Raw genomic sequence first — 14,717 nt, forward strand, 5'->3', positions numbered from 1 at the left:
GCGGGGTATTCCTTGTTGGCGAGACGGCAAAGCGGGTCTTTTGCTGCCCTCTACCCCTCTCTGCGGAACGTGTCGGGGGGTTTTGGTCCCGCACGCCACCAAGGCCCCGAAGGAACTGCTACACCATCTGCCGACCCTGACAGGGCGTCGGCCGTTTGTTTCCGCAGCCCTGACCTTGATGCTGTCGGGGGTGCTGGGATCGCGGTTGCTTGACCGGAGACCACCTCACTATCGATGTCCTGCGGTACCCGGGTTCAAGATGTCGGCCCGGGCGATCCTGATGGCGCTCGGCTCCTCCGTTCTTCCCTCTGGGATCAACTGCTTACAAGTGGGGTACTGCGTACTGCTGGTGATGCGAACTGCTCAGCGGCCTGTGGCAGCGCCGCTCTTCGGCAGCCAGCCCCGTCGCCCGTCCTGCGTCTGCTCTGGCTTGGAACCCCACTGCCGAACCTCCCGGTGCGCGCGTCCGCAGCCGACGCCTTCACCGAGGTGCTGCTCACTTGCTTCACTGCTGGGTACCGCGAACTGCACTTACGGGTACTGCCACCGCGTCAACCGCGGTCCTGCTCACGGCGGCCCCTGATCAATGCGGGCCACCCGGTCCGGTCGCCAGTCCCGTCGCCGTCCTGCAACAACCCTGGCTTCGCAACTCCACCACCGCACCGTCCTGCGTACTGCACCTGCTTGTACTGCTGCCTGGCAGTTCGTGTCTGCCAGGCCCCGATTGATCTCGGCTACGAGAGAAACCTTAACCACGCTCCCACCCCAATGTCTACTCCAACAAACACAGATTTCCGCGCGTTCGAGGGTGAGACAGTCGGCTTCGACAGTGACGCGGGCAGGTGCGAAGCCGACACGGCCCGGTCAACGGGCGAGGCCGGGGCACAAGCACCGCGCAGACGGGACCGGGAATGGGCGATCCGAAGAGTGGTGCAGGCTGGAGGCGAAGGCCACGTTGATGCGGCGGCTCGACGGCTGAACCGTGCGGACTCCGGCCCGCGCGTACGAGGTGCTGGTGGCGCTGGAGAAGGTGCCGCGGCGGGATCTCGCCGAACCGCTGGAGCACTGGTACGACAAGGGCAAGGTCATCGCCTGGCTGCGCGAACACGGCCACGACACCGTGGGCGTCCGGCCCGGGGGCGGCTTCGTCTACCGGTTCACGGCGCTGGATCCCTTCAGCGCCGCCGAACAGGCCTGGCAGATGGTGGAGCGGATGACCGCCCGCTCGCTGTTCCTGCGCAAGGACCGCGGAGGAGTGGAGCCCCTCCCCCATATCTGGGTCGCCGGACACCCGGAGGCTATTCCGCTTGATCCCCCGGCGCGATGCGCGGACGTCCTGACGCTGGTCAACGAGGGGCACCTCTACCAGGTCGCCGGCACCCGCAGCCGGGTCGACGACGCCCTGGAACTCTGCCGTCGAGTCGCTGCTGACGCACCCGGACGACCCCAAGCCGGAGAACGAGCGGTCCGGGAAAGCCGTGGCTGCCGACCGCATGGCGGCCATCATCGCCTGCTCGTGGCCCCGGGCCGAGCTCACCGCTCTCGCACACCGGCACAAGCCCCGCACCCAGGATGGTCTCGGCCGGAGCATCGCGACCTGCAGCACGAACCAGGAGCATGCCCGCCTGGTCGCCGACGCGCTGCACGCGGGCGGCGCCTCAGCTCTGGACTTCACCCGGGCGTCGACGAAGTACAGCGACTGGCCCGCTGCGCAGCGCATGGCCGACTTGGTCCAAGGCCCCCGACCAGTGCTCGTCGACGTCGCTAGCGCCTTCCGCATCGCGCCGCGGCGCCTATACCGCACTCGCAACTTCATCCTGCACGGTGGCGCCACCCAGGGCGTTGCCCTGGAGGCCTCGCTGCGCACTGCTGCACCCTTGGTCGGCGCGGGCCTGGACCGCATCGCGCACGCCGCGTATGCCGAAGACCTTGTCCCGCTCGACCTCGCGGCCAGGGCCGAAGTCGCCCTTCAACTCGTCAACGGCGAGACCGGGCTTTCCGTTGTCGACCTCCTGGAACCTATCTGACGGCAGGGGCTTCACTGCGGAAGCAGGCAGTGACTCATGTGCGTGGTCCGTTCTGGTCCTGGTGGATAACGGCAGAGTCCAGCGCCTGTGCCACGCCCCTCAGGCGTTCCCGCAGTGCGCTACGGTCCGCACCGCGCGTCTTGTTGGCATGGCAGTTGGGACACAACGCAATCATGGCGCCCGGCTTGTCGCTGCCGCCCTGGGCGTGGTCGTCGATGTGATCGATTTCCAGCAGGGGCTGTCCTGCTGCAGTGCGGTAGGGCAGGACAGCGAGCAGGCAGTCGGGGTTCTCGCACCGTCCCCGGCTGCGCAGCAGGACCGCCTCGCGGGCGGCGCCGCTGCGGGCACGGCGCTCTCCGGAGGTGAAGATCCGGTCCTGGTCCAGGCCAGCCGCCTCCCTTGCCTCGGCTCGCCGCCGAAGTTCCCGGTACCGCGCGCGCCAGGGCACTGACCTGGCGCGCATCTTCCGGAGCGCGAAGGGCTTCTCGCGCAGGAGGAGTTCACCGGGCATCGTTGCGTGCTCCGCCGCGCCGAGTACCTGCTTGAACCTCAGCAAATCCGCTGCGCGGGTCTGCCCGTTCACGAGACACTGCACGTGCGGACTTGCCTCCCCGCGAATCATGTCCGCCAGGAGTCGGCCCGCTTCGATCGTCTTGCCCGCGCCGATCCGGCTGTCCAGCATCATTCTGTAGCCCGTACCGAACCGGCCGAGGCCATCACGTAGTTCCTGGTCACGGGACACCGTGCGCCGCGCCCGCATGCCCTGCAGCCATGCGGGCAGGCCACCTTCGTCCACACTGTCACTCCCCCGCACAAGCTCTCCCCTTGGGTGCCGTCCCCGTGCCGTGACGGCATCCTGGCACGCACCACCGACAACCGGGCTGCCGCTGAAGAGTTTGTGGCCGCCATCCCCTGGCTCGGGAGGACGTATCTCGTGGAGAGCCTCTTTGAGTGATCGGCCACGTACGACGGACCGGTGCGTGGGCGCGGTTCTACGATGCTCGGATGGCTTCCTACGCGAAGGACCCGCGCTGCCTCGCCATGGCCGAGGCCCTGGTCCCGTTGCTTCGCGTTCCTGTCCCGAGGGCGCCGGCGGCTCCTACCAGGTGAACCTGGACGACGAGGAGGCCGTCGGGCTCGGCGGAGTCGAACTGATCAGGGCCGCGATACGCAAAGCTGCCCGTCAGCTCGACTGGAAAGTCACCACCATCGGGTGGATCGGTACCCGCTTCGGCACGATGGTCGCCATTCAGGACACCCTCGAGGTCCCCGAGGAGTTTCGGGCCGTGGTCGACGCGGCGATGAACGAGCGTATGAGCGCCGCGGTGGCCAAGGTGTGGAGCGAGCCGGGCGAGGCGCCTGTCCAGCGCGGCTCGGTCGCCCTGATGACGCAGGAGTTCTGAGCCCGCCGGAGCGGCCCACGGTGACCTCGGGGGGATGCGGACCGAAAGGCGGGCAGGTCTCGGTCCTAGCGGCCGGCCGACGGCGTGGCCGTCGGGTGCCACTCGCGGCGGAGGAGACCGAAGACCCAGGAGTCGGAGACGTCGCCGTTGACGACGCAGTCCTCGCGGAGGGTGCCTTCGCGGACGAACCCGAGCTTCTCCAGGACCCGGGCGGACGCCACGTTGCGGGTGTCGGTCTCGGCCTGGACGCGGTTCAGGTCCAGGGTGTCGAACGCCCACCGCAGGACGGCGTGCGCGGTCTCCGTGGCGTAGCCGTGGCCCCACGCGGCGGCGTCGAAGACGTAGCCCAGGGACGCGCTGCGGAAGTCCGGGTTCCAGCTGGTCAGGCCGCACCAACCGATAAACGCGCCGTCGGAGACGCGGTCGACGGCCACCCGCGCTCCCGTGCCTTCCTCCTCGATCGTCCGGCAGGTCGCGATGAAGCGCTGGGCGCGGGCCGGTTCGGTCCACGGCGGGGAGTCCCAGTAACGCAGCACGTTGGCGCTGCTGTGCAGCGCGTAGAGCGGCGCCGCGTCGGCGTCGGTGAACGGCCGCAGTCGCAGGCGGGCGGTGTGCAGCTCGGGGGTGGGCAAGGTCATGCGGAGCATCCTGCCGCGTCACGCTCGCCCCCGACCATCCGTTTATCCGGATGGTCGGGGGGCGCGTACGTCCCCGGTGACGCCGGACGCGCCGCACAGCCCCGCAGGCCTATGGGTCTACCAGATAGGCCTTCTCCCCCATCATCAACGGGGCGCCGGCAGGTCCCTTGATGTACGGGCCGCGCCAGATCACCCGGTGCTCCTGACGGCTGGGGTACCACTGCCTGACCTTGTGCATCCGCACCGGCCACCTGTGGTGATACACCCGCTTCGTCTCCCCCGCCGGATCCGGCGGACGCGGCGAAGGCGCAGCGAGCCGGATGACCCTCACATCCGGGTCATCCGGCACACCGCCGTCGTTCCCGCCCTGGGCCGAACGCGGTCCAGTCTCGGTTTGCGAGAGGTGGGCGGCTGCGACGCCCTGGGCGTTCAGCCGCCAGAAGGCGAACATGTAGCGGCCCACGAAATCGTCGTACGGGTCATCCACGCGGCCGCCGCCCCACTCCCCCGTCTCGGGAACAGGCTCCGCACGCCACTCGGAGGCCCGGGTGAGGGCCCTCTGCATCTGCCGGTGCTGCTCGGACAGGTCCGCGAGCGCCTCGGCGCTCTCCTCCGCCAGGCACGCATCGCCCCGCATCCCATACATGCCGTCCGGCTCCAACGGAGGCAGCGGACTTGCCGACGCACACGCCCGGGAGACCGCCTGCCGCCATCCAGCTGGCTGCACCGGCCCGTCACGGTCCATGAAAGTTCACCAGCACGCCGGCGTACTGGGCAGTGGGCAAGACCTGATGCTGGGTGATGAACTGCCAGCCGAACGCCCTGGTGTCCGACAACGAACCCGTGCGGTTGACGATCACAACCGGCTCGGGCAGCACCAAGAGCCCGGTGGGCACGAGAATGTCCCGGTCGCGGTCCAGAGTACTGAGGTCGGCCGGCTCAAGGGTGACCGCCGCGGCCATGACTGCAGCGTGCGCGGCCGGAGAGACGACGAGCACCTCCGCCTGCCGCAGCAGCCTCCCGATCTGCCGCACCTGCCACGAAGCGCCCCCCCCCCCGCTCCACGAGGCCACGGCGGGCGATACCCCTGCTTCCCCAGCGTCAGCGACAACGCCGCATCACGCACGATGTCCTCGGGCTTGTCCGCCAAGTCCGCCGGATTGCTGTGGAGCAGCACCGCCTGCAGCTCGCTGACGACGTTGTTCATGTTGGAAGCGAGTGTCATCTGCACCCACGGATTACCGGTCAGACACCGCCGCGTCTGCTCCCGCAGCCGCAGCGCCGCCCGAGCCGCACCCGCCGCCGACCACTGCCCCGCCCTGTCCCTGCTGCGCTCCTGCTTGGCCCGGCCCGCCTTCCCCACCTCGCAACCTCCCCACCGTGACGGCTTGCCGAAAGCCGTACCCGACCGCGAAAGCCACGACACGACATGATTCAGCCGAGACGTACGGTCACTGGTGGTGGCCCGGGCTCAGGCCGGTGGGGTGAAGCTCACCGGGGAGAGCGGCCTGCTGCAGCAGCTGACCAAGCGGGTGCTGGAGTCCGCCCTGGAGGGCGAACTCACTGATCATCTGGGGCACGAGCCCGGCGAGCGGGCCGAGGGCGGTCGGGAGAACTACCGCAACGGGCACCGGTCCAAGACGGTGATCACCGAGTCGGGGCCGGTCGAGATCGCGGTGCCGCGGGACCCGGCCGGGTCGTTCGAGCCTCAGCTGGTCAAGAAGCGTCAGCGGCGTCTGGGCGGGGTGGACGAGATGGTCCTGTCGCTGTCGGCGAAAGGGCTGACGCACGCCTGGGGAGATCTCCGCGCATCTTGCCCAGGTGTACGGCGCGGAGATCTCCAAGTCCACGATCTCCACGATCACCGACAGCGTGATGGCCGGCATGACGGAATGGCAGAACCAATCCGCTGGACAGCGTCTACCCGGTCGTCTTCATCGACTGTGTGAACGTGAAGGTCAGGGACGGGCAGGTTGCCAACCGGCCTGTGTACATGGCGGTGGCGGTTACCGCCGAGGGGCACCGGGAAATCCTGGGCCTGTGGATCGGCGACGGCGGTGAAGGTGCGAAGTACTGGCTCCAGGTCCTGACCGAGATAAAGAACCGCGGCGCGGCCGACGTCCTGATGCTGGTTTGCGACGGCCTGACCGGCCTCCCGGACGCCGTGAATACCGTCTGGCCTGCGACGATCGTCCAGACCTGTGTCGTTCACCTGCTGAGGAACCGCTTTCGTTACGCGGCCCGGCAGGACTGGGAGAAGATCGCGAAGGCGCTCAGGCCGGTCTACACCGCGCCGACCGAGGACGCCGCGCTGGAGCGGTTCGTGGAGTTCACCGACGCCTGGGGCGGGAAGTATCCGGCGATCGTCCGGCTCGGGGAGGCAGCCTGGGCGGAATTCGTGCCCTTCCTCCGGTTCGACGTGGAGATCCGCAAGATCATCTGCACCACCAACGCGATCGAGAGCATCAACGCGCGGATCCGCAAGGCCGTCCGGGCCAGGGGGCACTTCCCCACCGACCAGGCCGCCCTCAAATGCGTCTACCTGGCCGTCATGAGCCTGGACCCGACCGGCACCGGACGCAAACGCTGGACCATGCGCTGGAAGGCCGCACTCCAAGCCTTCGACATCACCTTCGACGGCCGGCTCACCGCCGGACGCCGCTGAACAAATCCGACCGAGTCCACCGTTTGCTACACAGACCCCCAGCCTGGAAGTCGCGCTCGCCTACCCGGAACGCACCGACTGGCCCGCCGCGGCCAACACCGCCGCGACAGACCCGCCGCCTCCACGCCCTCGCCGAAGACCTGCTGCTCCTCGCCCGCCTCGACACCCGCACCCCCATAGCCGGCCCGAAACCGTCGACCTGACAGGCCTCGCCTCTCGACTGACCGAGCAATACCCCCTCACCGAACGACCGTTGACCCTCACTTGCGACAGCACCGCCCCCGCACACGCACACGCACACGGAAACTCCAGACGAATACGCACGGCTGCTGCGCAACCTCATCGACAACGCCGCCCGCCACGCCGCACACCGCATCCAGATCACCATCCGAAACCAGGACGCCTGGGTCGTCCTCACGGTGCACGACGACGGACCGGGCGTGCCCACCGAGGACGCCGAGCGCATCTTCGAACGCTTCGTCCGGCTCGACGACGCCCGCTCCCGCGACCACGGCGGCACCGGCCTGGGCCTCGCCATCGCCCGCGACCTGGCCCACCGCCACCGAGGCATGACGCGCTTCACCGCGGCAGCCCTTCGGAACCGGAAGACCACCAGATGACCACGCCCACCGCCACTGCCGCAGAAACGATCAACCACCTCACCCGCCACCCGGCTGAGCCCGGCTGCTGTGGACCTCCACCGCCCGACCCGCGCGCGGCTCGGAGATCACCGCCTGCCGCCACGACGACCTGGTCGGTCGACTCCGTGCGGCCGCGCGGTGTTCTCGTCTGCTCCGGACCGGTCAGCGGCTCAGGCAGCCGCCAGCTTCCGGATGCGCGGATGGTTCTCCAACGCCCAGCGCACGGTCTTCGGCGGGCGTCCGAGCAGGGTTTCCAGCTGGTCGGTGGTGCCGCGGTACCCGCCGCCGCCCATCAGCCGGGTCAGGGTCTTCAGATGCTCTGCGGTGTGTGGGAGCGCGGCCAGGGCGGTGTCGACGTAGGTCTCGTTCCAGGTTTCCACGTCTTCGGGAACGTAGGTGACCGGGTGTCCCAGCACGGCCGCGTAGTCCTCTGCGAACCCGTGCATGTCCTTGAGCTCCGGGCCGTTGAGGTCGTAGGACTTCGAAATGTGGGGTGCCGGGTCGGTGAGGATCTTCACGCACAGTTCGGCCACGTCGTACCCCGCGATGGGCGCGAGTCGGTGGTCGCCGAAGGGCAGGCGCAGTTCACCTCTGCTCAGCGGCTCCAGTGCCAGCCAGGTCATCAGCGGGTTCTCGACGAACATGGCTCCGCGGATGTTGACGGTCGGGAGGCCGGACCAGTCCAGCACCTGCTCGGCGACCCAGTGGGCCCGTTGCTGCGGCGACCAGTCGGCGATGAGTCCGCCGAGCCACGCACGCCGTTCTTCCTCCGGTGCGGTCATTTTCTCGTACGTCATGAACGACTGCTCGTACTCGGAGATGTTGACGAACACTTCGATGTCGCCCCGGACCCGCGCCGCCGCGGCCATCAGGCTCACGGCGTCGGTGTAGTACGGCGACAGACTCATGCTGAAGTAGATGCGCCGCACCCCCTTCAGCGCGGCGGTCACGTCGGCGATGGTGAGCAGGTCACCGACGAAGACCTCGGCGCCGGCCCGGCGGAGCGAGTGCGCGCGTTCGTCGTCCTGGCGCACGAACGCCCTTACCGGGTGCCCTTGTTCAAGCAGCATGTCGACCATCGTCCGGCTCACACCACCGATCTCGCCGGCGGCACCAGTGATCAGGATGGGGGTGCGCTCTGGCATCAAGGTGTCCTCTGTCTGGTGGGGGTGAGACGGCTGTTCGGAAGGCCCAGGCAGCGCCTGCGCGTCAGCCGGCCAGCTGGTTCATCTTGCGGATCTGCTTGTCGAAGACTGCGGCGGGAGCGAGGCGGCGCAGTACGCGTGCGCGTCCGGCCAGGGAGCCTGCGCTGTAACGCGGCTTCGGCTTCGGGGCGGTCGCTGCCGTGACGATCGCCCGGGCGACGACGGCGGGGGCGTCGCCGCCCCTGACTGCCTCCGCCATGACGCGGTCGACGGTCTGCCGCTGCTTGGCGTACGCATGCATGGTGGTGTCGGGCTTCGCGCTGTTGGCCTCGAACCCGGTCCTGGTGTAGGCGGGTTCGACGAGGAGCGCTCGGACGCCGTGGTCGCGGATCTCGTGGTCCAGGGACTCGGTGTAGCCCTCGATCGCGTGCTTGGAGGCGGCGTAGGCGACCATGTAGGGCTGAGGCAGGAACCCGAGCACGGACGAGATGTTGATGATGCGCCCGCGGCGCTGAGCACGCATGTGCGGCAGGACCTCGTTCACCATGCGCATGACGCCGAAGACGTTGGTGTCGAAGACGGACCGGGCCTGATCGACAGAGGTCTCCTCCGCCGCACCCATCGAGCCGACGCCGGCGTTGTTGACCAGGACGTCGATCCGCCCGAACCGCTCGCTCACCTCCTGGACCGCGGCGGTGACCGAGGCGTCACTGGCGACGTCGAGTCCGAGGAACGTCACGCCGTCGAGCGGAGTGACGCGTGAGGTGTCACGGCTTGTGCCGACCACGTTGAATCCGGCTGCGACCAGGGCGAGCGCGGTTTCCTTCCCGATACCGGATGACGCACCCGTCACGAGTGCCACCGGCCGATCTGTCGTCATCTGGACTCCCGCACTCATTGAAAACCGATCGGTTTCCATTACAGTAAACCGATCGGTTTCCGCGCGCAAGTTCAGGCAGGGAGAATGTCGCCATGGGCAGGATCAGTGCGCAGGAGAGGCGTGAGGGCGTCATCCGCGCGGCGATTGCCGAGTTCGCGTGCACGGGCTACCACGGCACCTCCACGGCGGCGATGGCCCAGCGGGTCGGAGTCACGCAGCCGTATCTCTTCCGGCTCTTCCCGGACAAGAAGGCGATCTTCGTCGCCGCTCTGGTGCGGAGCATGGACGACACCCGCCTGGCTTTCGAGAGGGCGGCCGACGGGGTGGAGGGCGCCGAGCGGGTTCTTCAGGCCATGACGAGCGCTTACGCGCAGCTGATCTCGACGCGTCCCGAGACACTCCTGATGCAGATGCAGGGATACGCCGCCGTGGCGGCTGCCGAGGCGCAGGGTGATGACCTGATCGGTGAGGTCGTCCGGGCCGGCTGGATGAGTATCTGGGAATCCGTGCACCTGTCGCTGGGCGCCGATGCCGACAGGACCGCAGGCTTCTTCGCCTGCGGCATGCTCGGCAACACGCTCACGGCCATCGGACTTCCCGCGAGCGCCGGGAGGTGAGGGAGTTCCTGGACGGGCGACGCGTCAGCGCACGCCTGCCGCGTCGAGCAACGTGGTCACCGTGGGTGCGATGAGCCCGGTCAGGTTGTCGGCCTGGATTCCCGGGCGGGCGCTGGCTTCGTCGAAGACCAGGCTGAGCTGCCGGGCCAGCAGATCGGGATCGCCCGCCTCGCCCTGCTCGGCCTCGGCGCGGAAGAAGGCGGTCAGGTTCGCCTTGACCTGATGGGCGACCCGGCTCGCGGGGTGACTCTGGCCCTTGGGTTCGACCTGCACGGCCAGGTACCGGCAGCCGCGGAACTCGGGGGCGCCGGCCCGTGCTTCCACCTGCTCGAAGACGTGCAGGATCCGCTCGCGGGGTGACCGGCCGTCATCCGCCGCAGGCAGGAGAGTCGCCACGTAGGCGGAGGCGCGCTCCTTGAGGCTTGCCGCCAGGAGTTCGTCCTTGCTCTCGAACAGCTGGTACATGGAGCGTTTCGACACCCCCGCCGCCTTGCACAACGCCTCGACGCCGATGCTGACGCCGTCTCGGTAGGTGAGCGTGGCCGCCGCCTCCAGCAACCGCTCCCTGGGGCTCAGCTTCACTTCGGTGGTCATACCGGGAGGTCAACCCGAAGCAGACGAAATGAAAACCGATCGGTTTTCATGGTGTCCAGGCAGGGGCTCGGCGACGGCCTGGGGGATGGACCGTCGCCGAGCCATGATGGTGTGCGCGCCTGACGTCCCCGGCAGGGCGACACACACCGGGGTCACTCCGAGTGATGGCCCGTCTCTGGGTGACCTGCAGTTACGCCGGTACGGCGCTCTTCTCGGGCTTCGTCTGCGCCGGGATGCGGTGCAGTCCCTTGCGGTCGTACCACCCCAGTACGCCGAAGCCGAACAGCGCGGCTGCCGCAAGGGCGGCGGCCATCATGACCCAGCCTCGCGTCAGACCCGCGTCGCCCTGGGCGTGGTAGTAGAGAATCGAGCGGATGCCGCCGGTGATCTGCCGCAGAGGCTCGAACTCCGAGAGGAAGCGGTAGAAGCCGGGCAGGGCCTCGATGGGGGTCGTGGCACCGGCCGTGGGTACCGCCATCCCGATGAGGACCAGCGTGACCACCAGCATGCCGGGCGTGCCGAAGACCGCGAGGAGAGTGAGCACGCCGATCCCGGTGACGTCGATGGCGCACACCGAGTACAGCCACAGCAGGGGCAGTGGGAGGCGTCCATGCCCATGATGCCGACCGCGCCGACCATGACCAGGGTGCCCACCAGCAGCGACAGGCCGGTCATGAGGGTGCTGCTGACGGCGAGGGCCTGGACCCGGGTCGCCCGGATCAGCGGGCGGTGCAGGCGCAGCGGGCCCAGGTCGTTGTGGGCGTAGCCGAGGGCGTGGTCGACCTGGCCGCTGAGGACGTTGGCGGAGAGCATGCCGACGACCACGAGGGTGAGCGCGTAGTAGAACGCCGTCAGGCCCAGGCCGCTGTGTGAGTCGAGGGGGTGGCCGTCCTCGACCGTGACGGCGGCTGGGCGGCGAGCAGGACGCGTGCCGCGCCGGGCAGCTTCGTCTGCTGCGCGCCGGTCTGGGCGGTCAGCTCCTTCCCCACCTGGAGCGAGGCGTTCTCGGCCGCCTGGGTCGTCGCCGTCCGGGCGAGGCCGGAGCCCAGGCTGCCGGCGGACTCATTGGTGAGCACCGTCAGCGTCGGGCGGGCCGGGGTCCCGGTGGTCGTGGTGCCGGTCAGGGCGGTGGCGGAGGAGGTGAAGTCGGTGGGGACGACGAGCGCGCCGTACAGCTTGCCCTTGCCGAGCCCCTCCTTCATCTCCTTCTCGTCCATCACCTTCCAGTCGATCTTGTCCCCGCTCGCGGTCGACTTCTCGATCGACTCGGTGATCCGAGCCCCCAGGTTGACCTGCTTGCCGCCGGCGGCGGCTCCCTTGTCGGCGTTGACGAGGCCGACGGGCCGTTTGGTCAGGTGGTCGGGCGGATCGATGTCGGCGCCGACGTAGAACACGGCGAACAGCAGCGCGAGTACGCCCGTGATGACGCCGTTCGCCATCCACAGCGGCTTGGCGCGCAGGACGCGGAGGGGTGAATGCCACTCATGACGTATGTGTCTCTCGGTCGGTGGACGCGGCGCGTTTCGCCGGGGGCTGCCAGCCACCGGTCACTTCCTTGAGAGGCTTGTGGGGGAAGCGGCGCCGGGCGTACTCCTGTGCGTGGGAGCCCGGCAGGACGTACAGGGTTTCCTTCTTGTCCTGGAGCGGTCGCAGCACGGTGTCCATGAAGGTCTTGCGGTCGTCCAGGTACGGGCCCAGGACGTTCTCTCCGGCGGGGCAGACGGCAAGGCAGTAGCCGGACTTGTAGCCGGGCGGTGAGGACAGGCTCTGCCACATGGATGCGCTCTCGGAATCGCTGACCCGGGAGCGGTAGTCGGCGGCGTCCTCGCTGTCGGCCACGGTCTGCGCCCAGTCGGTGAACCCGCTCATGAACTCGCGGTAGTTGTGTGTAGTGCAGGCCAGCGCGTCGAAGGCACCGTCCTTGGCGATGGCACCGACCGGGCAGGCGGCGACGCACAACTTGCAGTCGATGCAGGGGTTGTAGTCCAGCTTCTGCCCGTACTCGCTCACCTCCGCGTCCACCAGGACGGTGACCAGCAGGACGAAGCTGCCGAACTTCGGGTGGATGACGTTGCGGTGCAGGCCCATCACGCCGAGCCCGGCGGCCACGGCGACCGTCTTGTGCGCCACCACCCAGATCCGCTCGCTGGGGAAGCGGTCCATCTCCTGGGGAAAGCCGACGGAGGGATTGAGCGCGCGGTATCCAGCGTCCTGGAGCGCCTGCGTGACGCTGCGGGCGGCGTGGTTGGCCTGTTCGTCGGTCTGGTGGAACTCCTGGTTGGCCACGCTGCGGGCGGGGGAGCGGCAGTTGTCGCGGTTCATCCGGACCGCCATCGCGATCAGGGTGCGGGTGCCGGGCAGCGCGGCCTGTACGTGCTCGCGCTCGCCGGCCAGATCGGGGTGATCCAGGCTGACCGGGGCGGCGTCGTCCGCGCCGGCCGCGAGGCACAGCTCGCGCAGCCATTCCGCGTCGATCACCGCCGACGGACGCGCGATGCCGCCGGTCCTGCGCCGGGCGAGTACGGCCTGTACCGACGGGTGGGCCGCCAGCTTCGCCGGAAGCCTGGGATGAGTGGGTTGCCCCTCGGCGTCGCGCGCGGCAGTCATCCGTGCTCCTAGGGATGCGGGTTCGAGGCTCGCCACCACGGCGAGAAACCGATCAGTTTCACCACCGTAAACCGATCGGTTTCCGCGCGCAAGCCCAAGCGGCGAGCCTCTTCTGCGGGCTGTCGATCAAGTTCCTCGCGGACGTTGGCGATCGATCGCCAGGCGATCAGGGCTCAGCCCCACGAGTTGGTCCGGGCCGCTGGATGCCTGTGAGGCCGTGCACCTGCGGCTGCGGGCCTGTAGCGATGAGACCACGCCCGTCCCTGGCTCACGGCATGCTCACCGCCACTCCTACTGCTGTCGGACTCCCCCCCCCGGATGGCGGTGGGCAAGGGGGTGGCGCCACGGGAATTTCTCGGATCGCCGGAGGTCGGCTGCGACTCGCCGGGCACATCGGTCGCCGCAGCTGCTCGTGAAACGCGATGCGTCAGCGCATGTGCGCCGCATCGAGCAGGGCAGTCACGGTGGGGGCGATGAGTCCGGCCGGCGTGTCGGCTTTGATTCCCGCGCGGGCGCTGGCGCCGTCGAAGACCAGGCTGAGTTGCCGGGCCAGCAGGTCCGGGTCGCTCGCCCCGCCCTGTTCGGCCTCGGCGCGGAAGAAGGCGGTCAGGTTCGCCTTGACCCGGCGAGCCACCTGGCTCGCGGGGTGGCTCGGGTCTTTGAGCTCGATCTGCACGGCGAGGTACCGGCAGCCTTGGAAGTCGGGGGCGCCGGCCTGTGATTCCATCTGCTCGAAGACGTGCAGGATCCGCTCGCGGGGTGGACGGTTGTCGTCCGTCGCGGGAAGGAGCGTCGCCACATAGGCGGAGGCGCGTTCCTCCAGGCTCGCCGCCAGGAGTTCGTCCTTGCTCTCGAACAGCTGGTACATGGAGCGTTTCGACACCCCCGCCGCCTTGCACAGCGCGTCGACGCCGATGCTGACGCCGTCTCGGTAGGTGAGCGTGGCCGCTGCCTCCAGTAGCCGCTCTCGGGAGCTTGACTTCGCCTCGGTGGTCATATTGCGAGGTTAACTCGATTCCGGCCCGATGGAAACCGATCGGTTTACGATGCTTGTCGGGGCGATCCGCGGTGCTGCCCACGACCGAGCGGGCATACGGGTACGGTACAGCCCCTGGGGGTCGTACCAGCGCGTCACCCCACAGCCGAGGAGTGCGGCCGCAATGAGGCCGGTGGCCATCATCATCCAGCACCGGGCCAGGCCCGCGTCACCTCGGGCGCCGCAGTAGAGGATCGAGTGGATACCGCTGGTGATCTGTTGCAGCGGCACGAACACTGCGAGGAAGCGGTAGAAGCCGGGCGGCGCCTTGATGGGGGTGGCGACTGGACGTCGGCACCGCCATCGCGGTCTCCGGAATCGGTGCGCTCACCCTCCTTGCCGCGCTTGGCCGGCACACCGCTCGCCTGCCGCTGCTGTGACTGCACCCGGTGGCACCCGCGATGGCCGACGTGTCCATCGGCCTCGCAAATTCAGCACACATCGCGGGCGCCCGCCACCGGCGA

Annotated in this window: 12 protein-coding genes and 3 pseudogenes; 5 read left to right on the forward strand and 10 right to left on the reverse strand. The window is 68.8% G+C overall.

Annotated features, from left to right (window positions below; translation table 11 throughout):
- The first annotated feature begins 1,478 nt into the window (after window positions 1-1,478).
- Window positions 1,479-2,027 carry a hypothetical protein gene (locus ACZ6D7_RS44295; protein WP_469503847.1) on the forward strand — a complete coding sequence of 183 codons (549 nt, stop codon included), beginning with the start codon at window positions 1,479-1,481 and terminating at the stop codon, window positions 2,025-2,027.
- Window positions 2,028-2,061: 34 nt separating this feature from the next.
- On the opposite strand, the gene ACZ6D7_RS44300 is transcribed toward ACZ6D7_RS44295, so the two are convergent.
- Entirely contained in the window at window positions 2,062-2,823 is a 762-nt protein-coding gene (locus ACZ6D7_RS44300) for an HNH endonuclease (RefSeq protein WP_469503849.1), read from the reverse strand.
- 310 nt (window positions 2,824-3,133) lie between these two features.
- Here ACZ6D7_RS44300 and ACZ6D7_RS44305 point away from each other — a divergent pair, with 310 nt between their 5' ends.
- Window positions 3,134-3,430, forward strand: a complete 297-nt coding sequence (locus ACZ6D7_RS44305; RefSeq protein ID WP_469503852.1) for a hypothetical protein — start codon at window positions 3,134-3,136, stop codon at window positions 3,428-3,430.
- Window positions 3,431-3,495: 65 nt separating this feature from the next.
- On the opposite strand, the gene ACZ6D7_RS44310 is transcribed toward ACZ6D7_RS44305, so the two are convergent.
- The 3 genes from ACZ6D7_RS44310 to ACZ6D7_RS44320 all read right to left on the reverse strand — a co-directional run bounded on the left by ACZ6D7_RS44310 (window position 3,496) and on the right by ACZ6D7_RS44320 (window position 5,030).
- Window positions 3,496-4,068 (reverse strand): GNAT family N-acetyltransferase, encoded by a 573-nt coding sequence (locus ACZ6D7_RS44310; RefSeq protein ID WP_469503855.1) that lies wholly within the window; start codon window positions 4,066-4,068, stop codon window positions 3,496-3,498.
- A gap of 109 nt (window positions 4,069-4,177) precedes the next feature.
- Window positions 4,178-4,729 carry a hypothetical protein gene (locus ACZ6D7_RS44315; protein ID WP_469503857.1) on the reverse strand — a complete coding sequence of 184 codons (552 nt, stop codon included), beginning with the start codon at window positions 4,727-4,729 and terminating at the stop codon, window positions 4,178-4,180.
- Between the two features lie 73 nt (window positions 4,730-4,802).
- Window positions 4,803-5,030 (reverse strand): hypothetical protein, encoded by a 228-nt coding sequence (locus ACZ6D7_RS44320; protein ID WP_469503860.1) that lies wholly within the window; start codon window positions 5,028-5,030, stop codon window positions 4,803-4,805.
- Window positions 5,031-5,522: 492 nt separating this feature from the next.
- Between ACZ6D7_RS44320 and ACZ6D7_RS44325 the strand changes: the two are divergent.
- Window positions 5,523-6,733 (forward strand): annotated as a pseudogene (locus ACZ6D7_RS44325) (IS256 family transposase).
- Window positions 6,734-6,767: 34 nt separating this feature from the next.
- Window positions 6,768-7,353: pseudogene (locus ACZ6D7_RS44330) on the forward strand (sensor histidine kinase); the annotation flags it as partial.
- Between the two features lie 191 nt (window positions 7,354-7,544).
- Here ACZ6D7_RS44330 and ACZ6D7_RS44335 read toward each other — a convergent pair.
- Together ACZ6D7_RS44335 and ACZ6D7_RS44340 are read right to left on the reverse strand one after the other, a co-directional pair.
- Window positions 7,545-8,519, reverse strand: coding sequence for an NmrA family NAD(P)-binding protein (locus ACZ6D7_RS44335; protein WP_469503862.1), 975 nt, complete (start codon window positions 8,517-8,519; stop codon window positions 7,545-7,547).
- A 64-nt stretch (window positions 8,520-8,583) separates the two neighbouring features.
- Complete coding sequence (locus ACZ6D7_RS44340) at window positions 8,584-9,399, reverse strand: oxidoreductase (RefSeq protein ID WP_469503864.1); 816 nt, start codon at window positions 9,397-9,399, stop codon at window positions 8,584-8,586.
- Between the two features lie 92 nt (window positions 9,400-9,491).
- Here ACZ6D7_RS44340 and ACZ6D7_RS44345 point away from each other — a divergent pair, with 92 nt between their 5' ends.
- Window positions 9,492-10,016 (forward strand): TetR/AcrR family transcriptional regulator, encoded by a 525-nt coding sequence (locus ACZ6D7_RS44345; protein WP_469503867.1) that lies wholly within the window; start codon window positions 9,492-9,494, stop codon window positions 10,014-10,016.
- Between the two features lie 24 nt (window positions 10,017-10,040).
- On the opposite strand, the gene ACZ6D7_RS44350 is transcribed toward ACZ6D7_RS44345, so the two are convergent.
- The 4 genes and pseudogenes from ACZ6D7_RS44350 to ACZ6D7_RS44365 form a co-directional block, all read right to left on the reverse strand.
- Window positions 10,041-10,610 (reverse strand): TetR/AcrR family transcriptional regulator, encoded by a 570-nt coding sequence (locus ACZ6D7_RS44350; RefSeq protein ID WP_469503869.1) that lies wholly within the window; start codon window positions 10,608-10,610, stop codon window positions 10,041-10,043.
- A 190-nt stretch (window positions 10,611-10,800) separates the two neighbouring features.
- A pseudogene (locus ACZ6D7_RS44355) lies at window positions 10,801-12,049 on the reverse strand (DUF3533 domain-containing protein).
- A 43-nt stretch (window positions 12,050-12,092) separates the two neighbouring features.
- A complete protein-coding gene (locus ACZ6D7_RS44360) occupies window positions 12,093-13,217 on the reverse strand; it encodes a 4Fe-4S binding protein (protein WP_469503872.1) in 1,125 nt (374 codons plus the stop codon).
- 427 nt (window positions 13,218-13,644) lie between these two features.
- Window positions 13,645-14,214: a TetR/AcrR family transcriptional regulator gene (locus ACZ6D7_RS44365; protein WP_469503875.1), complete on the reverse strand. Its 570-nt coding sequence runs from the start codon at window positions 14,212-14,214 to the stop codon at window positions 13,645-13,647.
- Window positions 14,215-14,717 lie beyond the last annotated feature (503 nt).

It is taken from the genome of Streptomyces sp. NPDC041784, assembly GCF_055591025.1.